Origin of the sequence: Streptomyces sp. M2CJ-2 (genome assembly GCF_016757295.1) — a bacterium.
GTDB lineage: Bacteria > Actinomycetota > Actinomycetes > Streptomycetales > Streptomycetaceae > Streptomyces.
On sequence record NZ_JAESIF010000018.1, the window covers coordinates 107185 to 129740 of the forward strand.

At 70.9% G+C, this 22556-nt stretch carries 16 protein-coding genes and 1 tRNA gene; 6 read left to right on the plus strand and 11 right to left on the minus strand.

What is annotated here, in order from left to right; all coding sequences use genetic code 11:
- Positions 1-65 precede the first annotated feature (65 nt).
- The 6 genes from pth to JL475_RS16805 form a co-directional block, all read right to left on the minus strand.
- Positions 66-665 (minus strand): aminoacyl-tRNA hydrolase, encoded by a 600-nt coding sequence (gene pth / locus JL475_RS16780; RefSeq protein WP_307825066.1) that lies wholly within the window; start codon positions 663-665, stop codon positions 66-68.
- Between the two features lie 153 nt (positions 666-818).
- On the minus strand, positions 819-1403 hold the full coding sequence (locus JL475_RS16785) for a 50S ribosomal protein L25/general stress protein Ctc (protein ID WP_202278513.1): 585 nt from the start codon (positions 1401-1403) through the stop codon (positions 819-821).
- Between the two features lie 209 nt (positions 1404-1612).
- The gene (locus JL475_RS16790; protein WP_202278514.1) at positions 1613-2593 is read right to left on the minus strand and encodes a ribose-phosphate diphosphokinase; all 981 of its coding nucleotides are present in this window, start codon (positions 2591-2593) and stop codon (positions 1613-1615) included.
- A 172-nt stretch (positions 2594-2765) separates the two neighbouring features.
- A complete protein-coding gene (glmU, locus tag JL475_RS16795; protein ID WP_202278515.1) occupies positions 2766-4211 on the minus strand; it encodes a bifunctional UDP-N-acetylglucosamine diphosphorylase/glucosamine-1-phosphate N-acetyltransferase GlmU in 1446 nt (481 codons plus the stop codon).
- Between the two features lie 113 nt (positions 4212-4324).
- Positions 4325-4398: transfer RNA gene (locus JL475_RS16800), tRNA-Gln, on the minus strand.
- An 8-nt stretch (positions 4399-4406) separates the two neighbouring features.
- Positions 4407-5273, minus strand: a complete 867-nt coding sequence (locus JL475_RS16805; protein ID WP_202278516.1) for a hypothetical protein — start codon at positions 5271-5273, stop codon at positions 4407-4409.
- A gap of 168 nt (positions 5274-5441) precedes the next feature.
- On the opposite strand from JL475_RS16805, the gene JL475_RS16810 reads away from it, so the two are divergent.
- Positions 5442-6761: a sensor histidine kinase gene (locus JL475_RS16810; RefSeq protein WP_202278536.1), complete on the plus strand. Its 1320-nt coding sequence runs from the start codon at positions 5442-5444 to the stop codon at positions 6759-6761.
- A 45-nt stretch (positions 6762-6806) separates the two neighbouring features.
- Here the strand turns inward: JL475_RS16810 and JL475_RS16815 are convergent, their stop codons facing one another.
- Positions 6807-7340 (minus strand): SUKH-3 domain-containing protein, encoded by a 534-nt coding sequence (locus tag JL475_RS16815; protein WP_202278517.1) that lies wholly within the window; start codon positions 7338-7340, stop codon positions 6807-6809.
- Between the two features lie 65 nt (positions 7341-7405).
- Entirely contained in the window at positions 7406-7936 is a 531-nt protein-coding gene (locus JL475_RS16820; RefSeq protein ID WP_202278518.1) for a YwqJ-related putative deaminase, read from the minus strand.
- Between the two features lie 353 nt (positions 7937-8289).
- On the opposite strand from JL475_RS16820, the gene JL475_RS16825 reads away from it, so the two are divergent.
- Both JL475_RS16825 and JL475_RS16830 read left to right on the plus strand, forming a co-directional pair.
- Positions 8290-9309, plus strand: a complete 1020-nt coding sequence (locus JL475_RS16825; protein ID WP_202278519.1) for an SMI1/KNR4 family protein — start codon at positions 8290-8292, stop codon at positions 9307-9309.
- A 9-nt stretch (positions 9310-9318) separates the two neighbouring features.
- Positions 9319-11766, plus strand: a complete 2448-nt coding sequence (locus tag JL475_RS16830; RefSeq protein WP_202278520.1) for an SUKH-4 family immunity protein — start codon at positions 9319-9321, stop codon at positions 11764-11766.
- 150 nt (positions 11767-11916) lie between these two features.
- Here the strand turns inward: JL475_RS16830 and JL475_RS16835 are convergent, their stop codons facing one another.
- The 3 genes from JL475_RS16835 to JL475_RS16845 all read right to left on the minus strand — a co-directional run bounded on the left by JL475_RS16835 (position 11917) and on the right by JL475_RS16845 (position 14773).
- Entirely contained in the window at positions 11917-13533 is a 1617-nt protein-coding gene (locus JL475_RS16835) for a cation acetate symporter (protein WP_202278537.1), read from the minus strand.
- Between the two features lie 5 nt (positions 13534-13538).
- Positions 13539-14045, minus strand: coding sequence for a DUF485 domain-containing protein (locus JL475_RS16840; RefSeq protein ID WP_202278521.1), 507 nt, complete (start codon positions 14043-14045; stop codon positions 13539-13541).
- 215 nt (positions 14046-14260) lie between these two features.
- A complete protein-coding gene (locus tag JL475_RS16845) occupies positions 14261-14773 on the minus strand; it encodes a GNAT family N-acetyltransferase (protein ID WP_202278522.1) in 513 nt (170 codons plus the stop codon).
- A gap of 493 nt (positions 14774-15266) precedes the next feature.
- Here JL475_RS16845 and JL475_RS16850 point away from each other — a divergent pair, with 493 nt between their 5' ends.
- From JL475_RS16850 to mfd, 3 genes are all read left to right on the plus strand, one after another.
- Positions 15267-16040 (plus strand): ABC transporter ATP-binding protein, encoded by a 774-nt coding sequence (locus tag JL475_RS16850; RefSeq protein ID WP_202278523.1) that lies wholly within the window; start codon positions 15267-15269, stop codon positions 16038-16040.
- The gene (locus JL475_RS16855; protein ID WP_202278524.1) at positions 16037-18616 is read left to right on the plus strand and encodes an ABC transporter permease; all 2580 of its coding nucleotides are present in this window, start codon (positions 16037-16039) and stop codon (positions 18614-18616) included. The genes JL475_RS16850 and JL475_RS16855 overlap by 4 nt, the downstream gene beginning before the upstream one ends.
- A 238-nt stretch (positions 18617-18854) precedes the next feature.
- Positions 18855-22388: a transcription-repair coupling factor gene (gene mfd, locus JL475_RS16860; RefSeq protein ID WP_202278525.1), complete on the plus strand. Its 3534-nt coding sequence runs from the start codon at positions 18855-18857 to the stop codon at positions 22386-22388.
- Positions 22389-22556: the final 168 nt, after the last annotated feature.

Consider the following 22556-nt stretch of genomic DNA (forward strand, 5'->3'; position numbering starts at 1 on the left):
CGAGATCCTTGGCCATGCCTGTACGGTCGGTCAACCTCGGCCGGGCGTGAGGCGCCTGATCCGGCTCACGAGTTGTAGGTGCCCTGCGCCCGCTCCAGCCCCTCGATCACCAGACACTCCACCGCGTCCGCCGCCCGGTCCACGAAGTAGTCCAGCTCCTTGCGCTCCGCCGACGAGAAGTCCCGCAGCACGTAGTCCGCCACCTGCATCCGCCCCGGCGGACGCCCGATCCCGAACCGCGCCCGGTGGTACTCCCGCCCGAACGCCTTCGTCATCGACTTCAACCCGTTGTGACCGTTGTCCCCGCCGCCCAGCTTCAGCCGCAGCGTCCCGTAGTCGATGTCCAGCTCGTCGTGGACCGCCACCACATGGGCCACCGGCACCTTGTAGAACTCCCGCAGCGCGTTCACCGGACCGCCCGACAGGTTCATGAACGACATCGGCTTCGCCACGATCACCCGTCGGCTCGCCGGACCCGGCGGCCCGATCCGCCCCTCCACCACCTGCGCCTGGGCCTTCCCGGCCCGCTTGAACCGGCCCCCGACCCGCTCCGCCAGCAGGTCCGCCACCATGAACCCCACGTTGTGCCGGTTCATCGCGTACTCCGGCCCCGGATTGCCCAGCCCCGCGATCAGCCAGGGTGCCGCCGCGTCCTCGGTCGTCACGTCCGTGTCTCCCTCATGCACGTATTCACGTATTCACACATCCGCGCATCCGCGTCCTGAATGCGCGTCGGCCGCTGTCCCCGCACGGGAACAGCGGCCGACGCGCCTCGAAGAATACGAAGCCTCCGCGGGCGACGAAGCCCGCGAGGACGATCAGGCCTCGGCGGCCTCTTCCTCGCCCTCCGCGGCTTCCTCGGCCTGCGCGGCCAGCACCTGCAGCACGACGGTGTCCTCCTCGACCGCCAGCTTCACACCCTCCGGCAGCACCAGGTCCTTGGCGAGGATCGCGGCGCCGGCCGCCAGACCCTGCACCGAGACGGTCACGTTGTCCGGAATGTTCGTGGCCTCCGCCTCGACCGGCAGCGCGGAGAGGACGTGCTCCAGCAGGTTGCCGCCCGGGGCCAGTTCGCCCTCGGCGTTCACGGGGATCTCGACGGTGACCCGCTCGCCCCGCTTCACCTTCAGCAGGTCCACGTGCACCAGGTCACCGCGCAGCGGGTCACGCTGCACCGCCTTCGGGATCGCCAGCTGGCTGCCCTCACCGTCGATGACCAGATCGATCAGCACGTTCGGCGTACGCAGCGCCAGCAGCAGCTCGTGGCCCGGGAACGTCAGGTGCAGCGGCTCGAGACCGTGCTCGTACACCACACCCGGGACCTTGTTGTCACGACGGACACGACGCGCGGCACCCTTGCCGAACTCGGTACGGGTCTCGGCGTGCAGCTTCACATCGGCCATGCTCATCACTCCTCGAAGTCAGTTACGGACGTGGTCACCCGGCCACGAACGGCCTGCTACGAAGAGCACGTCGATTACGGACCGCCGTACCCCGCTCCTCAGAAGCGGTACGGCCTCCCTCGCCGAGCAACTGCAGCAGTCTACTCGGCCAGGGAGGCCGCACCCAAAACGATCACCCGGGCCACCAGGGGGACCGGGCTGCAGAACCCTTACTGCTCGTCGAACAGGCTCGTCACCGAACCGTCCTCGAACACCTCACGCACCGCACTCGCGATCGTCGGCGCGATCGACAGCACCTTGATCTTGTCCAGGTCGGCACTCAGCTCGTGCGGAGTCGGCAGCGTGTCCGTGAACACGAACTCACTCACCCGCGAGTTCTTCAGCCGGTCCGCCGCCGGACCCGACAGCACACCGTGCGTCGCCGTCACGATGACGTCCTCCGCACCGTGCGCGAACAACGCGTCCGCCGCCGCACAGATCGTGCCACCCGTGTCGATCATGTCGTCCACCAGGACACACACGCGGCCCTTCACCTCACCGACCACCTCGTGGACCGTGACCTGGTTCGCCACATCCTTGTCCCGCCGCTTGTGCACGATCGCCAGCGGCGCGCCCAGCCGGTCGCACCAGCGGTCCGCCACCCGCACCCGGCCCGCGTCCGGCGAGACCACGGTCAGCTTCTCCCGGTCCACCTTCGTCCCCACGTAGTCCGCGAGCAGCGGCAACGCGAAGAGGTGGTCGACGGGACCGTCGAAGAAGCCCTGGATCTGATCCGTGTGCAGATCCACCGTCAGCACCCGGGTCGCACCCGCCGTCTTCATCATGTCCGCGATCAGACGCGCCGAGATCGGTTCACGGCCCCGGTGCTTCTTGTCCTGCCGCGCGTAACCGTAGAACGGCACGATGACCGTGATGGACCTGGCCGACGCACGCTTCAACGCGTCGATCATGATCAACTGCTCCATGATCCACTTGTTGATCGGTGCCGTGTGGCTCTGGATCAGGAAGCAGTCGGCACCACGGGCCGACTCCTCGTACCGCACGTAGATCTCGCCATTGGCGAAGTCGAAGGCCTTCGTCGGGACAACCTCGACCCCCAGCTGGCGGGCGACGTCCTCGGCAAGCTCGGGGTGGGCGCGGCCGGAGAAGAACATCATCTTCTTCTGGCCGGTCGTCTTGATCCCGGTCACAGCACTTTCTCCTCAGAGGTTTCGCAGGTATCGCGGGGACTCGCGGATGGCGAGGGGGTACGCGGCTCGGTCACGAGCGGCTTCTCGGTCCGTACACGAGGAGCCGTCTCGGCAGGTGGGGTGTAGATGTGCATTTATCACGGTACGCCGAATCGGTCGCGCCGCTTTCCGGTCAGTCCTCCTCGGCCGCCCCCCGCGAAGCCGCCTCCGCCGCCTTCGCGGAAGCACTCCCCGGACGCTTACGAGCCACCCACCCCTCGATGTTCCGCTGCTGGCCACGGGCCACAGCCAGTGAACCGGGCGGCACATCCTTCGTGATCACGGAGCCGGCAGCCGTGTAAGCGCCGTCCCCGACGGTGACAGGTGCCACAAACATGTTGTCCGACCCCGTCTTGCAGTGCGACCCGACCGTCGTGTGATGTTTGTCCTGTCCGTCGTAGTTCACGAACACACTCGCCGCACCGATGTTCGAGAACTCGCCGATCGTGGCATCCCCCACATACGACAGATGCGGAACCTTCGTCCCCTCACCGATCGACGCGTTCTTCGTCTCCACGTACGTACCGATCTTGCCCTTGCGCCCGAGCCGCGTCCCCGGACGCAGATACGCATACGGCCCGACGGTCGCCTCCGGCCCGATCTCGGCACCCGCCGACACCGTGTTGTCCACCCGCGCGCCGGCCCCCACCCGCGTGTCCGTCAACCGCGCGTTCGGGCCCACCTCAGAGCCCTCGGCGAGATGCGTCGCACCGTGCAACTGCGTCCCCGGATGCACGATCACGTCCTGCTCGAACGAGACCGTCACATCCACCCACGTCGTCGCCGGATCGACCACCGTCACCCCGGCCAGCATGGCCTCCGTCAGCAACCGGTCATTGAGGATCCGTCGCGCCTCGGCGAGCTGCACACGATTGTTGATCCCCGCGATCTCCCGGTGATCACCCGCCACCGACGCGCCCACCCGGTGCCCGGCCTCACGCAGGATGCCCAGCACATCGGTCAGGTACTCCTCACCCTGGCTGTTGTCCGTCCGCACCTTCCCCAGCGCGTCCGCCAGCAGCCGCCCGTCGAACGCGAACACCCCGGAGTTGATCTCCCGGATCGCCCGCTGCACGTCGGTGGCGTCCTTGTGCTCCACGATCGCCGTCACGGCACCGGTGTCGTCCCGCACGATCCGGCCGTACCCGGTCGCATCCGGCACCTCGGCCGTCAGCACGGTCACCGCGTTGCCGTCGGCGGAGTGCGTGGCGGCGAGCTCCCGAAGCGTCCCGGCGGTCAGCAGGGGCGTGTCCCCGCAGACCACGACCACGGTCCCCTCGACGGCGCCGCCCAGCTCCTCCAGCCCCATCCGCACGGCGTGCCCGGTGCCGTTCTGCTCCGCCTGCACGGCGGTGCGGACGTCGGGGGAGACCTCGGCGAGGTGCGCGGTCACCTGCTCGCGGGCGTGGCCCACGACGACGACCAGGTTCTCCGGCTTCAGCTCACCGGCGGCGGCGAGCACATGGCCCACCAGGGAACGGCCGCAGATGTCGTGCAGGACCTTCGGAGTGGCCGACTTCATACGGGTGCCCTCACCCGCTGCGAGTACGACGACGGCTGCCGGGCGGTTGGCGCTCACAAGGATGCCCTTCGGCTGTATGGGGGCGGGGGTGACAACCGCAGGATACCGGGGGTGTTCGAGGGGGGTATGAGTGCGGGCCCTGACAGTGGTGTCAGGGCCCGGGTGAACAGCTCCGCCGCTAGGACTCGAACCTAGACCGAAACACCTCCAAAGGGTGCCGTGCTGCCAATTACACTACGGCGGATTGCTGCATCAGACCTTACCGGAGCCTGGCAGGGTGCCAAGAACGATTCCGTTCCACCACCCCTCGATCCGCCGGTACAGGTCGGCGCTCTGGGTGACGCCGATGACGAGGCAGCCCCGATAGTGCTCCCCGACGTTCTTGCGGACTGTCTTCGGGTTGTGTCTTTTCAGCGTGGTTTTGCCGAAACGGGAGCTGTCCACGCCTACGAGGGCAGCCCAGTGGTGTTCCGCGCCCTCCACGTCGGCGGACTCGTGGATCATCACGCGGAAGCGCAGGCGCTCAGGCTCGACCTTGAGCAGGTCGAGCCATGCCATGAACACCGTGATCATGCCTGGGTCGCTGTTGACGAAGAGGACGAACTCGCGGCGGCTGTATGCCTTGTCCTTCGCACCCTCTGCCCAGTAGAGGCCAACGCCGAGAAGGAACAGCTCTCGCTCGGTGAGGGAGCCGATCTCCTGGCGTGCCGCCGCCTTGGTTTCTTCGCGCTCCGCGTCGCGGATCGCCAGCGTGTGTTCCCACCTCTTCCGAGCCGCCAGCTTCGCCTGTTCCGTGGGGTCACGTCGCTCCGGCTTCGGCAGGTCCCTGACCCACAGCGAGATCGAACTCTTGGAGCAGCCCAGCTCGACCTGGATCTGGTCGTACGTCCAGCCCTGGAGCCGGAGTTCCCTCGCCTTGTCCCGTAGGCCGTCCTTCGCGTTCGGGCGCTTCGTCCACTCCGGGGCCGGCTCGCCCTCCAGGAGGCGGTTGAGGATGTCGTTGTTGTCGACGTGGAGTCGGTCGCGGATCTGGCGTCGGCTCAGTCCCGCCCGCCGCAGCGCCACCGCCCGCTCCCGCAGTCCCTCGAAGTCAGCGTATTTGCCTGGTTCGTGTGCCATATGCGTACTGTCCGGGCGGAATTCGGGCTTCCGGGGTCGAACGATGTGCGATTCAGTAGTTCGAGTGATTTCGGCTCGTATCGCATCCGAACGGTCACGGATCGTGATGGAGTTCGGTCGGGGAAACTGCCCGGAAAACCGGCACCGTGCGCCCGTAGGGTGGAGGGCATGACCACGACGGGGGAAGACCATGTGGCGGCCGGCGGAGGGCCGTGGTGGTGGGGCAGGCGGCGGAGTGCCGCGCTGGATGTGAGCCTTGCGGCGGTGTCCGCGCTGGAGTGCGGGCTGGAGGGGATCCCGTTCGCGCGGGACGCGGGGATCCCGGCGGCCGCGGGGGTGCTCTTCGGCCTGCTGGCGGGTTCCGTGCTGGTGGTGCGGCGCCGCTGGCCGATCGCCGTGGTGCTGGTGGTGATCGCCATCACGCCGGCCCAGATGGGCTTTCTGATGGGGCTGGTCGGCCTGTACACGCTGGCCGCGTCGGAGTTGCCGCGCCGGATCATCGGCTCGCTGGCGGGGATGTCGCTGGTGGGGACGCTCATCGTGACGTTCGTGCGGGTGCGGCAGGACATGGCGCGCGGGGAGCTGACCCTGGGGGACTGGTTCGTTCCGTTCGCGTCGATCACGACGTCGCTGGGGCTGACCGCGCCGCCGGTGCTGCTGGGGCTGTATGTGGGGGCGCGGCGGCGGTTGATGGAGAGTCTGCGGGAGCGGGCGGACAGTCTGGAGCGGGAGCTCCAGTTGTTGGCGGAGCGGGCCGAGGAGCGGGCCGAGTGGGCGCGTAACGAGGAGCGGACGCGGATCGCGCGGGAGATGCATGACGTGGTCGCGCACCGGGTGAGTCTGATGGTGGTGCATGCGGCGGCGTTGCAGGCGGTGGCGCGGAAGGACCCGGAGAAGGCGGTGAAGAACGCCGTGCTGGTGGGGGACATGGGCCGGCAGGCGTTGACGGAGTTGCGGGAGATGCTCGGGGTGCTGCGGTCCGGTGGGGACGGCGGGGGCCGGGGCGCGGGGGAGGCGGTGCCGTTGGTGGCGGTGGGGGTGGCGGCGGCTGCGGCCGCGTCGCGGGCGGTGGACGAGGCTCGGGGTGCGGGGGGCGAGGGGCCGAGGCTGGCGGAGATCGGCGAGTTGGTGGAGCAGTCGGCGGCTGCGGGGGTGGTGGTGGATCTGTCGGTGGAGGGTGAGGGCCGGTCGTATGCGGGGGAGGTGGAGTCGACGGCGTATCGGGTGGTGCAGGAGGCGTTGACGAACGTCCACAAGCATGCGCCGGGGGCGAAGACGTATGTGCGGCTCGCGCATCGGGTGTCGGAGATCGCGATGCAGGTGGAGAACGATCCGCCGCCGGAGGCGGGGGCGTCGGCGCGGTTGCCGTCGGGTGGGAACGGTCTGGTGGGGATGAAGGAGCGGGTGTCGGCGCTGGGTGGGGTGTTTGTGTCGGGGCCGACGGATGCGGGGGGTTTCCGGGTGTCGGCGGTGATTCCGGCGTCGTAGCCGGGGGTGGGCCCGTGGGCCGGGCCCGTGGGCCCGGAGGCGTGGTCAGCCGACGGTGAGGCGGGCGGGCTGGGTGCCGGTGACGAGGGCGGTGAGGGCCTGGTCGATGTGGTGGCCGAGGTACCAGTCGCCGGTGTGGTCGAGGGCGTAGACGCGGCCCTGGGTGTCGACGGCGACGAGGGTGTGGGTGTCGGTTTCGGCGCCGACGGGGCAGACGTCGGTGTCGAGGGCGCGGCCGAGGTCGCCGAGGGTGCGGGCCATGTGGAGGCCGTGCAGGGGGTCGAGGTGGAGGGTGGCGGGGGCGAGTTGGCGGCCGGTGCCGGTGGGGGTGATGTGGAGGCCGCCGAATTCGGCCCAGACTTCGACGGCGGAGGGGAGGACGGCGTGGCGGTGTCCGGCGGGTGAGGTGTGGTCGCGCAGGGTGTCGGCCCAGATTTCGGCTTGTTTGATGTCCCAGCGGCCTGGTTTCCAGCCGGCGGTGCGCAGGGCGGCGTCGACGGGGGCGGGGAAGCGCGGTGGGTTTCCCCCTGGCTCGGGTGGGGCCGGGTGGTCGGGGGTGGGGGTGCGGTCGGTGTGCATCTGCCGTTCGTTCGTCGTCGTGGTAGTGGTGGCCGGTCGGTGCCGGGGGTGGGTGGGGGGCGGGGTCATCCGGGGTCGACGACGCGGACGCCGAAGTGGGCGGTGAGGGCGGTGCAGGCGCGGCAGGGGGCGGCGAAGCCTCCGTGGAGGGGGTCGCCGTCCTCGCGGATGTGGCGGGCGGTGAGTTTGGCTTGTTTGAGCGCTTTGCGCGCTTCGCCGTTGGTCATGGGTTTGCGTGCGGCGCGTTTGCTGCGGGCGTTGTCGGCGGCGGTGATGTGCCGGGAGATGAGGATGGTTTCGGCGCAGCGCCCGGTGAAGCGGTCGCGTTGGCTGCTGGTGAGGGTGTCGAGGAAGTCCTGGACGAGGGGGTGCAGGTCGGGGGGTGTGTCGCCGCGGGCGGCGGTCCCGGTGAGGGTGGCGCCGCGGATGGAGAGGGCGGCGGCGATGGTGGGCAGGATGCCGTCGCGGCGGTGGTGGAGGAGGGGGGTGTGGGCGGCGTCGGCGGCGCTCCAGCCGACGCGGGGGTCGCCGGTGCGGGGGGCGCCGGGTCGACCCGTGTGGGTTCCCCGGTGGGTCCCTGTTTGCGTCATATTCATGATCGTTTTTTCCTCCCGCGCATCCCCCGGAAGGTCACAGCGTGCCAAATGGCGTGGCTGATGGGGAAGCTGGGGCGAGGTGACACGCCCAGGTTTGGGCCGACTGTCACGGGAGGGTGACGGTTGGTCACGGAACCGAAGGGGTGGGCGGCCGGTGCCCGGTGACCGGTGCCGTCGTACCGCATAGGCTGTCGGCACCGCGATTCCTGCGGTGATCCGTGCGGAGGGCGTGCGGGGCACCGGCGGGGGAGCGGCGGTAAGCAGTCGAAACAGACGTGACAGTCGAATACGTTCCGTAACGGCCCGAGGGTGGTCGGTGCGGGTCGTACAGAGTGCCGCAGGGGGCAACCGCCATGACGACAGGTCGGCTCGGGCTGGGGGCACCTCCCGGCCGCCAGGCTGGGGGAAAAACCGTGCCGCCGAATGCGGCCTATGCCGGGCAGGTCGTGCACTTCCCGGATCCGGTGCGGGCGGCCCGTCACCCGCGAGGGGTGCGGGTGGACGAGCGTGGTTACCCCGATTTCTCGCCGTACGCGCGTGCGGCCGCGGAGATCGCGGAGCCTCCGGAGGGTTTCGGTGTCGACGAGTTGCGGCTGACGGACTACGTGTCGGCGAACGCGGCGCTGGCGGCGACCGGTCATGAGCTGTGGGACACGGTGCCGGCGGTGGCGACGCCGCACGGCTGGACGTGGCATCACGCGGTGGCGTCGCGGCGGCTGGAGCTGGTGCCGGTCGAGGTGAAGGCGTTGCTGCGGCACCACGGTGGTGTGGCGACGTCGGGCGTGGACCAGGACAAGCGGGGGACGCGGCCGTTGCAGGAGACGCGTCCGGCGCATTTCGGGCTGCCGAAGTCGGGGCTCGCGGTGACCGAGGCGCAGGTGCTGGAGGCCGAGGAGGACCTCGGGTACCGGCTGCCGGGCGCGTACCGGTCGTTCCTGAAGGTGGCGGGTGGTTGTGCCCCGGTGGGGACGGCGTTGGACGCGGAGCTGGGGCTGCTGGTCGACCAGCCGTTCTTCACGGTGCGGGACGAGGCCGCGGTCAATGACCTGGTGTATGTCAACAAGTGTCTGCGTGATCACCTCACCAAGGACTACCTGGGGGTCGCTTTCGTCCAGGGCGGTCTGCTGGCGGTGAAGGTGAAGGGCGACCGGGTGGGTTCGGTGTGGTTCTGCGCGTACGACGACGCGCGGGACGTGGATCCGTCGTGGACGCCGGCGGAGCGGGTGGAGCGGCTGCTGCTGCCGTGCGGGGACGACTTCGACGCGTTTCTGGCACGGTTGGCGGGGTCGCCGCCCGAGTTGGAGACGGTGGCGAATCTGATGGTGGACGGCGGCTTCGCGCAGGTCGTTCCGGTTTCCTCCGCGGGGGAGTGAGGTCTGGCGATGGTGACGTTCGCGCAGGCGCAGGAGCGTGCGGAAGAGTGGATCAACGGGGATGTGCCGTCGTATCAGCACCGCGAGGTGCGGGTGCGGGAGTTCGGTCTCGGGTTCGTGGTGTGGGCGGAGGACCGTTCGGACGGGCCGCGTTCGGACGGCGGCGCGCAGCGGCTGGTGATCGCCCGGGACAGTGGTGAGGCGACGTTGTGGCCCGCGCTGGCGGTGGGTGAGGTGATCCGCCGGTACGAGGAGGAGTACGGCCGTGCGGAGGCGGTGCCGGAGCCGGCGCCCGCGGCGCGGGTGGATCTGAATCAGACGTCGTTCCTGTTGAGTCCGCCGGAGTGGTTGCAGGAGGCCGCGGACCGGCTGGGGATTCCGGATCGTCGGGGGGAGACGTCGGGCGGCGCGGCCGGTACCGCCGGTGGTGCTGCCGCGGCGGCGGGCCCGGGGGCCGGTTCCTCCGGTGCCGTCTGGCCTGCTGCCGGTGGGGGTGACTCCCGGGAGGGGGCCGCCGGGGCCGGTACCGGTTCCGGTGCGGAGGGTGAGCCGGCCGGGGCGACGCCGTGGGCCGGTACGGATACGAACGCCGATACCGGCGAGGACCGTTCCGTGCCGCTGCCGGAGACCGTGTTCGCTCCGCCGCTGAGCCGGTCCGACGACGACACGCCGCCGCCGGCGGCGCCGGACGCGCAGACGGCGCTGATGTCGGGCGGCAGCCGGCTGCCGCCGACGGCGGTGAGCCCGGCGCTCCAGCCTCCGAACGCGCAGGTTCCGCCGAGCGCCGGGGACATCGCCGATGCCGCGACCAGCAAGGCGCCGCCGCCGCGTCGTGGCTCGGGCCCGACGACGCCGCCTCCGCCGGGTGCCCCGGGTACGCCGGGCGGGCGGGCGGGGGCCACGCCTCCGCCGCCGTCCGCGCCCCCGGCGGGCCCCGGCACGCCGGGTGGTCCGGCGGGCGGGTACGTACCGACGCAGATGATGTCGCCGCCGGGGTCCGACGGACTCAGCGGTTTCGAGGGCCCGCAGGGGCCGGGAGGTGCCCCGACCGGTCGGCCGCCGGCCGGCACCCCGACGCCGCCGCCCGGCACCCCGACGCCGCCGCCCGGTACTCCGCCTCCGCCCGGGGCGCCGCCCGTGTCCGCTGGTACGCCGCCCGGCGGGGTGCACCACGCCGCGACGATGTTCGCGGACCCCGGTCGGCCGGGGTCCGGCGGCCCCGGTGCGCCTCCGCCGCCGCCCGGTGTCCCCGGTGCGCCGCAGCCCCCGGGTGCTCCGAGTGCTCCGGGCGGCGCGGGAGGGCGTGGTCCCGTGCACCACGCCGAGACCGTGCTGGCCGGTCCTCCGGCCGGCGGCCCCGGCGCGCCTCCGTCGCCGCCCGGTGTCCCCGGGACGCCGCCGCCTCCCGTGCCCCCCGGCGTTCCCGGCGGCGTGCCCGGTGCGGTGCCTCCGGCGTACGGCTGTCCGCCGCAGCCCGTCGGACAGCCGACGGTCGGCCCCGGCTATCAGGCGGTGCTGCGCTACCGCGCGCAGGACGGTTCCGAGCAGCAGCTGATCCGGCGTTCGGCGCCGGGCACGCCGCACCCGGAGTGGCAGATCTTCCACGAGCTGCGTGCGATGAATGTGCCGCCGGACCAGGTGCTGGAGCTGCACACGGAGTTGGAGTCGTGTGAACTGCCGGGTGCGTACTGTGCCCGGATGATCCGGGAGCAGTGGCCGCAGGCGCGGATCACGAACATCGCCCCGTACGGCACGGATCACGCGAGCCGGCAGCAGGGCATGCAGCAACTGCTGGCGCATCAGGGCGAGTTGCATCAGGTGGCGGACGGTCCTGCCCGGCCGGCGCCGGTGCGTGCGCCGTTGACGCCGGTTCCGCCGGCGCCGCCGGTTCCGCCGGAGGCCATCGGGCAGGAACTGGCGGGGGCGTTCGGGCCGGGTGTGTTCCGGTTCGAGCAGGCCGCGGTGTCCCGGCAGGGGGTGCCGCCGATGGTGGCGCACACACTGGTGGTGGCCGGACTGCCGCTGGACATGGGCCCGTTCTTCTGGGCGCAGGCCCAACCGGGTCGTCCGGTGCCCACGCTGGCGGAACTGGCCGTGGAGCGGGGCGTGCAGCCGGCCTCGGACGCGGGTTCGTACCTGGTGATGGGCAGCGACTTCGGCAAGGCGATCTGTGTGCAGTACGGCACGGCGAACATCGTCGCGGTGCCGGTGGAGGCGGGGCCGGGCGGTGCGCCCGTACCGCCGCAGTTCGTGAACACCGGTCTGCCGGAGTTCGCGCGCTGCCTGGCGTTGCTGGGGCGGATGTGGCGGCTGCGGTTCGGGCTGAACCCGGAGCAGGCGGGCCGCTGGACCGTCGACTTCCAGGTGCAACTGGCGGCGCTGGACCCGGCGGCTCTCGGTTCGCCGGACAGCTGGTGGTCGGTCCTGCTGGAGCAGATGTGGGACGGCCTGCTGTGACCCCTCGCCGCTGAGGGCGGCGAACAGGTGGGAGCCGGGCCCGGTCGGATGTGACGACCGGGCCCGGCTCGACTGTGTGCGGGGGTGGGGGCGGGCGGGCTCTTCCCGCTGCCTTCCACCGCCTTCGACAGCCACGGCCGGTGGTGCGGTTCAGCGCTTCCGGCGTGCCGCTCCGGCGAGGATCAGCCCCTCCACCGCCTCGTACTGGTGCCGCTGTCGCTCCGACTCGGCCCGGCCGGAGGCCAGCGTGCCGAGCCAGCCGCAGGCGAAGCCGATGGGGACGGACAGCAGGCTGGTCGTGGTGAAGGGGAACCAGTTGAAGTCGGCGTCGGGGAACGCGGACACGGGGGAGCCGGAGACGAGGTTGGTGCCCGGCATCAGCAGCAGCACGGCGAGCGCGCCGCCGATGAGGGTGCTGAGCAGGCCGGCCCGGGTGTAGCGACGCCAGAAGAGGCTGTAGACGAGGGCGGGCGCGATGGCGGACGCGCCGAGGCAGAGCGACAGGGTGACCAGGGGTTGCAGGCTGTGGTGCTGCACCAGGGTGGCGAGCAGGATCGTGGGGACGCCCACCGCGAGCGCGGAGAGACGGGCGAGGGTCATCTCGCGGCGCGGTGACATCTCCTGGACACGGGCCGCGAAGACGTCGTGGGCGAGGGAGTTGGCGCAAGCGAGGATCATGCCGGCGACGGAGGCGAGGACGGTGAGGAAGATCGCCGTGGTGACGGTGGTGAACAGGAAGGTCTCCGCCGTGGTCACCTCGGCGCCGAACGCGGCCTGGGAGCCGAGCAGATAGGTGGTGTTGCCCTGCGGGTCGGCCTGCGCGATCGCTTCCCGTCCGATCAGCGCGGTCGCGCCGAAGCCGACGACGGTGATGACGAGGACGAAGAGGGCGACGCTCGACACCGCCCAGGACATGGAGCGGCGTATCTGGCGGGCGCTGGAGGCGGTGTACATGCGCATGGTGACGTGGGGGAGGCAGGCGCCGCCGAGGACGACCGTCAGATGCGAGGTGATCATGTCCAGGCCGGGGCTGACGCCGCCGCTGAACTGGAGGCCGGAGGCGAGGAAGGCGGAGCCCACACCGCTGTTGTCGGCGGCCGCGTCGAACAGGGCGCCCGGGTTCCAGTCGAACCGGTGCAGGATGAGGGCGGCGACGACGATGCCGGAGCCGAGCAGCATCACGATCTTCATGATCTGGATGAGGGCGGTGCCCTTCATGCCGCCGATCGCCGCGTAGCCGATCATCAGGGCACCCACTCCGACGATGCAGCCCGTCTGCAGCGACTCGCCGGAGAAGCCCAGGAGGAACGCCATCAACTGCCCGGTGCCGGCGAGTTGCACCAGCATCATGGGCAGCAGTGCGGCGAGGGTGACGGCGCAGGCGGTGACGCGTATCGCGCGTCCCTGCGGCATCCGCCGGGTCAGGGCGTCGCCCATGGTGAACCGGCCCGCGTTGCGCAGCGGTTCGGCCAGCAGGAACATCAGCAGCATCAACGACAGGGCGGTGCTCAGCGCGAGGACGATGCCGTCGTACCCGAACAGGGCGATGACCCCGCCGGTGCCGAGGACGGTCGCCGCGGAGATGTAGTCACCGGCGATCGCCAGGCCGTTGCGCAGGGAGGACAGGGAGCCGTAGCCGGTGTAGAACTCGTCGAGGTCGTCACGGTCGGGGCCGGTCATCACGCACAGCAGCAGCGTGACGGTGACGACGGCGCAGAAGCCGACGAGCGCCATGGCCTGCGCGTTCCCGGTGAACTCCGGGCTCATGGCGGTCATCGCGCCTCCTCTCGCCCGGCGTCCAGCGCGGCCTGCCTGCGGATGAGATCCGCGAGGGGGTCGACACGGCGGCGTGCGGTGCCTTCGTACATCGCGATCGCCAGCCAGGTCACGGGTACCTGGAGCACGGCGAGCAGCAGGCCGGTGGGCACTCCGTCGGTGACGGTGCCGGTCATGAACGACGGCGCGTACGCGGACAGGATCAGGAAGACGGTGAAGTACCCGAGCGCGGTGAGTGTCGCCATGCGTCGCTGCCAGCGGTAGGCGCTGCGCAGGATACGCAGGTCACTGTGGTGCCCGAGCGGGGCCCGGGGCGCCGCCCGCCGCGGTGGGGGCGGGGCCGGGGGAGCGGGCTGCCACGGGTAGGTGGGGCGGGAGGGGACGTACGCGTCGCGGTTCGGAGTGGGGGGATACGGGTTCCGGTGCGGGGGCGTCGGCGGATCCCATGGGGCGGGGTCCCACGGGGAGGGGTCCCGTGGTGATGGATACGGGTCGTAGGACATCCCGTGCTCCTTGCAGGCTCGGTCCGTGTGGGGACGGCAGGGAGTTGGGGGGTGGGGAGAGCGAGCCACGCACGTTACTCGCGCGTACGGTCCTGCGCCGCGTTTTGGCCAAACTGATCGGTCGGTATGTGATGTCCGGGCCGTCCGTGGGTCGAACGGGAGGTGTTACCCGCGTCAACCCGGGCTTTTGCCGTGTGTCTGTGTCAGTGCCTGCGTCAGTGTCCGCGCCCGTCGCCGGGCGGGAGGTGCCGGCGGACGTAGCTCCCCCCGGGGCGGCCGTCGAGCGTGATGTCCCGCACGCGCGTGAAGCCGTTGCGGGTGAGGACGGTCATCGACGCGAGATTGTCCGACGTGGTGACCGCGGTCAACGTCGTGAGGCCGTACGGCCGCGCCGCCAGGCGGCAGACCTGGGCCACCGCTGCCGTCGCCACGCCGCGGCCCGCCGCACGTTCCCCCACGCGGTAGCCGAGTTCGGCCGAGCCGTCCACGACGTCGATCAGGTTCACCCGGCCGACGACACTCCCGTCCTCGTCCAGGACGACATGGAAGTGGCAGGCGCCCGCCTCCTGTTCGGCCAGGAGCGAGGCGTGGCGGGCGGCGAAGCCGGACGGCGTGAAGTACGCGTCCCCCCGGTCCGGTACCGAGCGGGCGAAGTAGGCGCGGTTGTCGTGCTCGAAGGCCAGCAGTGCGGGCGCGTGCTCCGCGCGGAGGCGTTCCAGGGTCGGCATGCCGGAACGGTATGCGGTGACCGCTCCCGGGGCACCGGGATTTCGCGGCTTGACCCTGACGCGGCGGGAGGGTGGAGGCTGAGTGGGCCGTCGGGAGGAGGCAACCCTGAGAAGCGTTCAGCCTGTCGGAGGAGAGCCCTTAGGGGTACCTCCGTACTACGGCTCGGGGAGGGGTCGTACTGGCGGATGACGAGACGGGGCGGGGGCGGTCCTTAAGCTGGCTTTACGCCGCTGGGGGGCGGCAAGGCACACCACCGGGGGTGGGGTTTTCCTCAGGAGAAGACTGCGCCGGGCACCAGGGCGCACGATCCTCCCCGCCGCCAGACTGAACCACGTCGAACGAACACGCACGAAGCGGCCGTCAGGCACGACGGCGGTCGCGCCGGGCACCGCTGTTCCCATTGCTTACCGACATAGGAGAATTACCGTGACATCGGCTGTGACCATTCCCGGGCACGGGGGCGATTCGGAAGGTGCGGCGCGAAGCGCCTCGATGAGGGGTGGTGGCCGGGCGACGGGAGGGAGTACGGCCGTTGCCGCGCGGGCGCGGCAGGTCGTGAAGGCGTACGGGGCCGGAGAGACCCGCGTCGTCGCGCTCGACCACGTCGACGTGGACATCGCCCGCGGCCAGTTCACCGCGATCATGGGCCCCTCGGGATCCGGCAAGTCCACGCTGATGCACTGCCTGGCCGGGCTCGACACCGTGACCAGCGGGCAGATTTATTTGGACGAGACCGAGATCACCGGCCTGAAGGACAAGAAGCTCACCCAGCTGCGCCGGGACCGGATCGGCTTCATCTTCCAGGCGTTCAACCTGCTGCCGACGCTGAACGCGCTCGAGAACATCACGCTGCCCATGGACATCGCCGGCCGCAAGCCCGACCAGGAGTGGCTGGACCGGGTCGTGGAGACCGTGGGGCTCGCCGGGCGGCTGAAGCACCGGCCCACCCAGCTGTCCGGAGGTCAGCAGCAGCGCGTCGCCGTGGCGCGGGCGCTGGCGGCCCGGCCCGAGATCATCTTCGGTGACGAGCCGACCGGAAACCTCGACTCGCGCGCCGGCGCCGAGGTCCTGGGCTTCCTGCGCCGCTCGGTCGACGACCTGGGCCAGACCATCGTGATGGTCACCCACGACCCGGTCGCCGCCTCCTACGCGGACCGTGTGCTGTACCTCGCCGACGGCCGCATCGTCGACGAGATGCACCAGCCGACGGCCGAACAGGTCCTGGACCGGATGAAGGACTTCGACGCCCGGGGGCGCACGTCATGACCGTGCTGAAGACCTCGATGCGCAACTTCCTCGCGCACAAGGGGCGGATGGCGCTGTCGGCCGTCGCCGTCCTGCTGTCGGTGGCCTTTGTCTGCGGGACCCTCGTCTTCACGGACACGATGTCCACGACGTTCGACAAACTGTTCGCGGCCACGTCGTCGGACGTCACGGTCAGCGCCAAGGACGCCTCCGACGGCGGCGAGACGACCTCCGACAACGGCAAGCCGCCGGTCATCCCGGCCTCCGTGCTCGCCGAGGTGCAAAAGGCGGACGGGGTGCAGTCGGCCGAGGGCGCGGTGTTCTCCACCTCGGTGACCGTCGTCGACGGTGACAAGGAGAGCCTCTCGCCCACCAGCGGCGCCCCGACCATCGTCGGCAGCTGGAACGACAACGACGCCCGCACCATGAAGATCACCTCCGGTGCGGCGCCCGAGGGCCCCGACCAGGTGATGGTCGACGCCGACACCGCCGACAAGCACGGCCTGGAGCTCGGTGACGAGATCGGCGTGATCAGCGTGGTCGGCACGCACACCGCGAAGATCTCCGGCATCGCCGACTTCACTGTCACCAACCCCGGTGCCGCGATCTTCTACCTGGACACGAAGACCGCCCAGCAGGCCCTGATCGGCGAGAGCGGCGTCTTCACCAACGTCAGCGCCACGGCCGCCGACGGCGTCAGCGAGGAGCGGCTGAAGAAGAACGTCGTCGCCGCACTGGGCGGCGACTACAAGGTGCTGACCGCGAAGGAGAGCGCGGAGGCGGGCCAGAAGGACGTCGAGGGCTTCATGAGCGTCCTGAAGTACGGGATGCTCGGCTTCGCCGGGATCGCCTTCCTCGTCGGCATCTTCCTGATCATCAACACCTTCTCCATGCTGGTCGCCCAGCGCACCCGGGAGATCGGCCTGATGCGGGCCATCGGCTCCTCCCGCAAGCAGGTCAACCGCTCGGTGCTGATCGAGGCGCTGCTCCTCGGCGTCGTCGGTTCGGTGCTCGGTGTGGGCGCGGGCGTCGGCCTCGCCGTCGGGCTGATGAAGCTCATGGGCATGGCGGGCATGGACCTGTCCACGGACGACCTCACCGTCGCCTGGACGACCCCGGCGATCGGACTGCTCCTCGGTGTCGTCGTCACCGTCCTGGCCGCCTATCTGCCGGCCCGGCGGGCGGGCAAGATCTCCCCGATGGCCGCTCTGCGTGACGCCGGCACCCCGGCGGACGCCAAGGCCGGCCGGATCCGGGGCGCAATCGGCCTGGCCCTCACCGCCGTCGGCGGGTTCGCCCTGTACCTGGCGGCGGGTGCGGACAAGGCCGCGGACGGCTCCATGTGGCTGGGCCTGGGCGTGGTGCTGTCCCTGATCGGCTTCGTCCTGGTCGGCCCCGTGCTGGCGGGTGGCGTGGTCCGCGTGCTCGGCGCGGTCCTGTTGCGGGCGTTCGGTCCCGTCGGCCGCATGGCGGAACGCAACGCCCTGCGCAACCCGCGCCGTACCGGCGCGACCGGCGCCGCGCTGATGATCGGTCTCGCGCTGGTGGCGTGCCTGTCGGTGGTCGGCTCCTCCATGGTGGCCTCCGCGAACGAGGAGATCGACAGGACGGTCGGTACGGACTTCATCATCCAGAGCGACGCGGGCCAGCTGATCACCCCGCAGGCCGTGGAGGCCGTGAAGTCGACGCCGGGGCTGGAGCGCGTCACCGAGTACAAGTGGACCGAGGCCGACCTCACCACGCCCGACGGCAAGACGCTGAAGAAGACGGCGATCACGGCGGCCGACCCGTCGTACGCGGAGGACGTGCGGACCGAAACGCTCGCCGGGAAGCTCGCGGACGCCTATCGGCCCGACTCGATGTCCGTGCACGGCGACTTCGCCAAGGACCACGACATCAGCATCGGGTCGACGATCAGTGTGGCGTTCAAGGACGGTTCCACGGGCCGGCTGACGGTGCGGGCGATCACCGAGAGCGACACCGGGATCGATCCGGGCGGGATGTACACGTCCATCGAGACGCTCGCCAAGCACGTCCCGGCCGACCGGATGCCGCTGGACCTGATGGTCATGGCCACGGCGAAGGAGGGGCAGCAGGAAGTCGCGTACAAGGCGCTGAAGGACTCGCTGCACGACTACCCGCAGTACACCGTGCGCGACCAGACCGACTTCAAGGAGACGCTGAAGGGCCAGATCGGCCAGCTGCTGAACATGATCTACGGTCTGCTGGCCCTGGCGATCGTCGTCGCGATCCTGGGTGTGGTCAACACCCTGGCCCTGTCGGTGGTCGAGCGGACGAGGGAGATCGGCCTGATGCGGGCGATCGGCCTCTCGCGTCGCCAGCTGCGCCGCATGATCCGCCTGGAGTCGGTCGTGATCGCCCTCTTCGGTGCCCTGCTGGGTCTGGGGCTGGGCATGGGCTGGGGCGTCACCGCGCAGCAGCTCCTCGTCCTGGAGGGCCTGAAGGTCCTCGAGATCCCGTGGCAGACGATCATCGGTGTGTTCATCGGCTCGGCGTTCGTGGGCCTGTTCGCGGCCCTGGTCCCGGCGTTCCGGGCGGGCCGGATGAACGTCCTGAACGCCATCGCCACCGAGTAGCCACCGCCCGGCCACCGCACACGGGGGCAGCGGGGGAGCGCCCGGTGTCGGGAAGCCCTGAAGGGCCTTCCGACACCGGGCCCGTTGCTGCCCGGACTTCCGGCTCGGCCGACTCGGGCGGTGGGCGTCGTCCACAGGCTTCCGGTGTCCGCGGGCTCGGCGTCGTACGCTGGACACCCCCGGCCCGCGGCGCGTGTCGGGCCTGTCGTGTTGCACACCCCGGATGGAAGCGCCTCGAATGAGCCTGCACGGTCTGCTGGACGCCGTCGTCAAGGACACCGCCCTCGCGGAAGCGATCTCGGCGGCCGCCGACGGCAACCGGATGCACGTCGACCTGGTCGGCCCCCCGGCCGCCCGCCCCTTCGCGGTCGCGGCCCTGGCCCGGGAAACCGGCCGTACCGTGCTGGCCGTGACGGCGACCGGCCGTGAGGCGGAGGACCTGGCGGCGGCCCTGCGCTCCGTCCTCCCGCCGGAGGGGGTCGTGGAGTACCCGTCCTGGGAGACGCTGCCGCACGAGCGGCTCAGCCCCCGCAGCGACACCGTCGGACGCCGCCTGGCGGTCCTGCGCCGGCTGGCCCACCCCCGGTCGGACGACCCCGAGACCGGTCCCGTCTCCGTCGTCGTCGCGCCCGTGCGCTCCGTGCTGCAGCCGCAGGTCAAAGGTCTGGGCGAGTTGGAGCCCGTCGCGCTGCGGACGGGACAGACCGCCGACCTGAACGAGACCGTCGAGGCGCTCGCCGCCGCCGCGTACGCGCGCGTGGAACTGGTCGAGAAGCGCGGCGAGTTCGCGGTGCGCGGCGGCATCCTCGACGTGTTCCCGCCCACCGAGGAACACCCCCTGCGCGTCGAGTTCTGGGGCGACGACGTCGAGGAGATCCGCTACTTCAAGGTCGCCGACCAGCGCTCCCTGGAGATCGCCGACCACGGCCTGTGGGCCCCGCCCTGCCGGGAGCTGCTGCTCACCGACGACGTACGGGAGCGCGCGCGGGCCCTCGCCGAACAGCACCCCGAGCTGGGTGAGCTGCTCGGCAAGATCGCCGAGGGGATCGCGGTCGAGGGCATGGAGTCCCTGGCCCCCGTCCTCGTCGACGACATGGAGCTGCTGCTGGACGTGCTGCCCGAGGGCGCCATGGCCGTCGTCTGCGACCCGGAGCGGGTGCGCACGCGGGCCGCCGACCTGGTGGCGACCTCGCAGGAGTTCCTGCAGGCGTCCTGGGCGGCCACCGCGGGCGGCGGGGAGGCCCCCATCGACGTCGGTGCGGCCTCCCTGTGGTCCATCGCGGACGTCCGTGACCGGGCGCGCGAGCTGGACATGATGTGGTGGTCGGTGTCGCCGTTCGCCGCCGACGAACAGGTGGACAACGACACCCTCAAGCTCGGCATGCACGCCCCCGAGACCTACCGCGGGGACACCGCGCGGGCGCTCGCCGACACCAAGGGCTGGCTCGCCGACGGCTGGCGCACGGTGTTCGTCACCGAGGGCCACGGCTCGGCCTCCCGCACGGTGGAGGTGCTGGGCGGCGAGGGCATCGCGGCCCGACTGGAGGCGGACCTCGGCGCGATCGCCCCGTCCGTCGTGCACGTCGCCTGCGGCTGCGTCGACCACGGCTTCGTCGACCCGATGCTCAAGCTCGCCGTGCTCACCGAGACCGACCTGACCGGCCAGAAGGCGTCCGGCCGCGAGGGTGCCCGGATGCCGGCCCGGCGCCGCAAGACCATCGACCCGCTCACCCTGGAGCCGGGCGACCACATCGTCCACGAGCAGCACGGCGTCGGCCGCTACATCGAGATGGTGCAGCGCACCGTGCAGGGCGCGACCCGCGAGTACCTGGTGGTGGAGTACGCCCCCGCCAAGCGCGGCCAGCCCGGCGACCGCCTCTACATCCCCACCGACCAGCTGGAGCAGATCACCAAGTACGTCGGCGGCGAGGCACCCACCCTGCACCGGCTCGGCGGCGCCGACTGGACCAAGACGAAGGCGCGGGCGAAGAAGGCCGTCAAGGAGATCGCCGCCGACCTGATCAAGCTGTACAGCGCGCGCATGGCGGCACCCGGGCACGCCTTCGGCGGCGACACGCCCTGGCAGCGCGAGCTGGAGGACGCCTTCCCGTACGCGGAGACGCCCGACCAGCTGACCACGATCGCCGAGGTCAAGGAGGACATGGAGAAGTCGGTCCCGATGGACCGGCTGATCTGCGGCGACGTCGGCTACGGCAAGACGGAGATCGCGGTGCGCGCCGCGTTCAAGGCCGTCCAGGACGGCAAGCAGGTCGCCGTGCTCGTCCCCACCACGCTGCTGGTGCAGCAGCACTTCGGGACGTTCGGCGACCGGTACGCGCAGTTCCCGGTGAACGTGCGGGCGCTGTCCCGGTTCCAGACCGACACGGAGGCGAAGGCGGTCCTGGAGGGCCTGAAGGAGGGGTCGGTGGACGTGGTCATCGGCACCCACCGGCTGTTCTCCTCCGAGACCAAGTTCAAGGACCTGGGCCTGGTCATCGTCGACGAGGAGCAGCGCTTCGGCGTCGAGCACAAGGAGCAGCTGAAGAAGCTGCGCGCCAACGTCGACGTGCTGACCATGTCCGCCACCCCCATCCCGCGCACCCTGGAGATGGCGGTCACCGGCATCCGTGAGATGTCGACGATCACCACGCCGCCGGAGGAGCGCCACCCGGTGCTCACCTTCGTCGGCCCCTACGAGGAGAAGCAGATCGGCGCGGCCGTCCGCCGTGAACTGCTGCGGGAGGGGCAGGTCTTCTACATCCACAACCGGGTGGAGTCGATCGACCGCGCGGCGGCCCGGCTGCGGGACATCGTGCCCGAGGCGCGGATCGCGACCGCGCACGGGCAGATGTCGGAGTCGGCGCTGGAGCAGGTCGTCGTCGACTTCTGGGAGAAGAAGTACGACGTGCTGGTGTCGACGACGATCGTCGAGTCCGGCATCGACATCTCCAACGCCAACACCCTGATCGTGGAGCGCGGCGACAACTTCGGCCTCAGCCAGCTGCACCAGCTGCGCGGCCGGGTGGGACGAGGCCGCGAGCGCGGTTACGCCTACTTCCTCTACCCGCCGGAGAAGCCCCTGACGGAGACCGCGCACGAGCGGCTCGCGACGATCGCCCAGCACACCGAGATGGGCGCGGGCATGTACGTGGCGATGAAGGACCTGGAGATCCGCGGCGCCGGAAACCTGCTCGGCGGCGAGCAGTCCGGCCACATCGCGGGCGTGGGCTTCGACCTGTACGTCCGGATGGTCGGCGAGGCCGTCGCGGACTACCGGCGCCAGTTGGAGACCGGCGAGATCCAGGAGGAGCCGCCGCTCGAGGTCAAGATCGAGCTGCCCGTCGACGCGCACGTCCCGCACGACTACGCGCCCGGCGAGCGGCTGCGCCTGCAGGCGTACCGGGCGATCGCCTCCGCGAACTCGGAGGAGGACGTCAAGGGGGTGCGCGAGGAACTCGTCGACCGCTACGGCAAGTTGCCGGAGCCGGTGGAGAACCTGCTGCTGGTGGCGGGCCTGCGCATGCTGGCGCGCGCGTGCGGCGTCGGGGAGATCGTCCTGCAGGGCAACAACATCCGGTTCGCCCCGGTGGAGTTGCGCGAGTCCCAGGAGCTGCGCCTCAAGCGGCTCTACCCGGGCACGGTCCTCAAGCCGGCCGTCCACCAGGTGCTGGTGCCCCGGCCGAAGACGGCGAAGGTGGGCGGAAAGCCGCTGGTCGGCCGGGAGTTGCTGGCGTGGGTCGGGGAGTTCCTGACGTCGGTCCTGGGGTCGTGACCGCAACGCCCCGCCGGCCGGCCCGGACGCGCGGGACACACGGGGCATGAGCGAAGCCGCCCACGGCAGGGGATTCCGTGGGCGGCTTTTGGCCAAGGCCGTGAAGTTACGGCTTGAGTGCGGGTGTCCAGGCGGCTGTGATCTGTGGGTTTGCCGGACGTGGGAAGC

Bases quoted from the DNA above. Each gene is read 5' to 3' on its own strand.
- JL475_RS16835 (WP_202278537.1), bottom strand. From the start codon at position 13,533: ATGAGCCCGGAGTTCACCGGGAACGCGCAGGCCATGGCGCTCGTCGGC.
- mfd (WP_202278525.1), top strand. From the start codon at position 18,855: ATGAGCCTGCACGGTCTGCTGGACGCCGTCGTCAAGGACACCGCCCTC.
- JL475_RS16805 (WP_202278516.1), bottom strand. From the start codon at position 5,273: ATGGCACACGAACCAGGCAAATACGCTGACTTCGAGGGACTGCGGGAG.
- JL475_RS16810 (WP_202278536.1), top strand. From the start codon at position 5,442: ATGACCACGACGGGGGAAGACCATGTGGCGGCCGGCGGAGGGCCGTGG.
- JL475_RS16855 (WP_202278524.1), top strand. From the start codon at position 16,037: ATGACCGTGCTGAAGACCTCGATGCGCAACTTCCTCGCGCACAAGGGG.
- JL475_RS16840 (WP_202278521.1), bottom strand. From the start codon at position 14,045: ATGTCCTACGACCCGTATCCATCACCACGGGACCCCTCCCCGTGGGAC.
- JL475_RS16850 (WP_202278523.1), top strand. From the start codon at position 15,267: ATGAGGGGTGGTGGCCGGGCGACGGGAGGGAGTACGGCCGTTGCCGCG.
- JL475_RS16845 (WP_202278522.1), bottom strand. From the start codon at position 14,773: ATGCCGACCCTGGAACGCCTCCGCGCGGAGCACGCGCCCGCACTGCTG.
- JL475_RS16825 (WP_202278519.1), top strand. From the start codon at position 8,290: ATGACGACAGGTCGGCTCGGGCTGGGGGCACCTCCCGGCCGCCAGGCT.
- JL475_RS16815 (WP_202278517.1), bottom strand. From the start codon at position 7,340: ATGCACACCGACCGCACCCCCACCCCCGACCACCCGGCCCCACCCGAG.
- JL475_RS16830 (WP_202278520.1), top strand. From the start codon at position 9,319: ATGGTGACGTTCGCGCAGGCGCAGGAGCGTGCGGAAGAGTGGATCAAC.
- JL475_RS16820 (WP_202278518.1), bottom strand. From the start codon at position 7,936: ATGAATATGACGCAAACAGGGACCCACCGGGGAACCCACACGGGTCGA.
- JL475_RS16785 (WP_202278513.1), bottom strand. From the start codon at position 1,403: ATGGCCGATGTGAAGCTGCACGCCGAGACCCGTACCGAGTTCGGCAAG.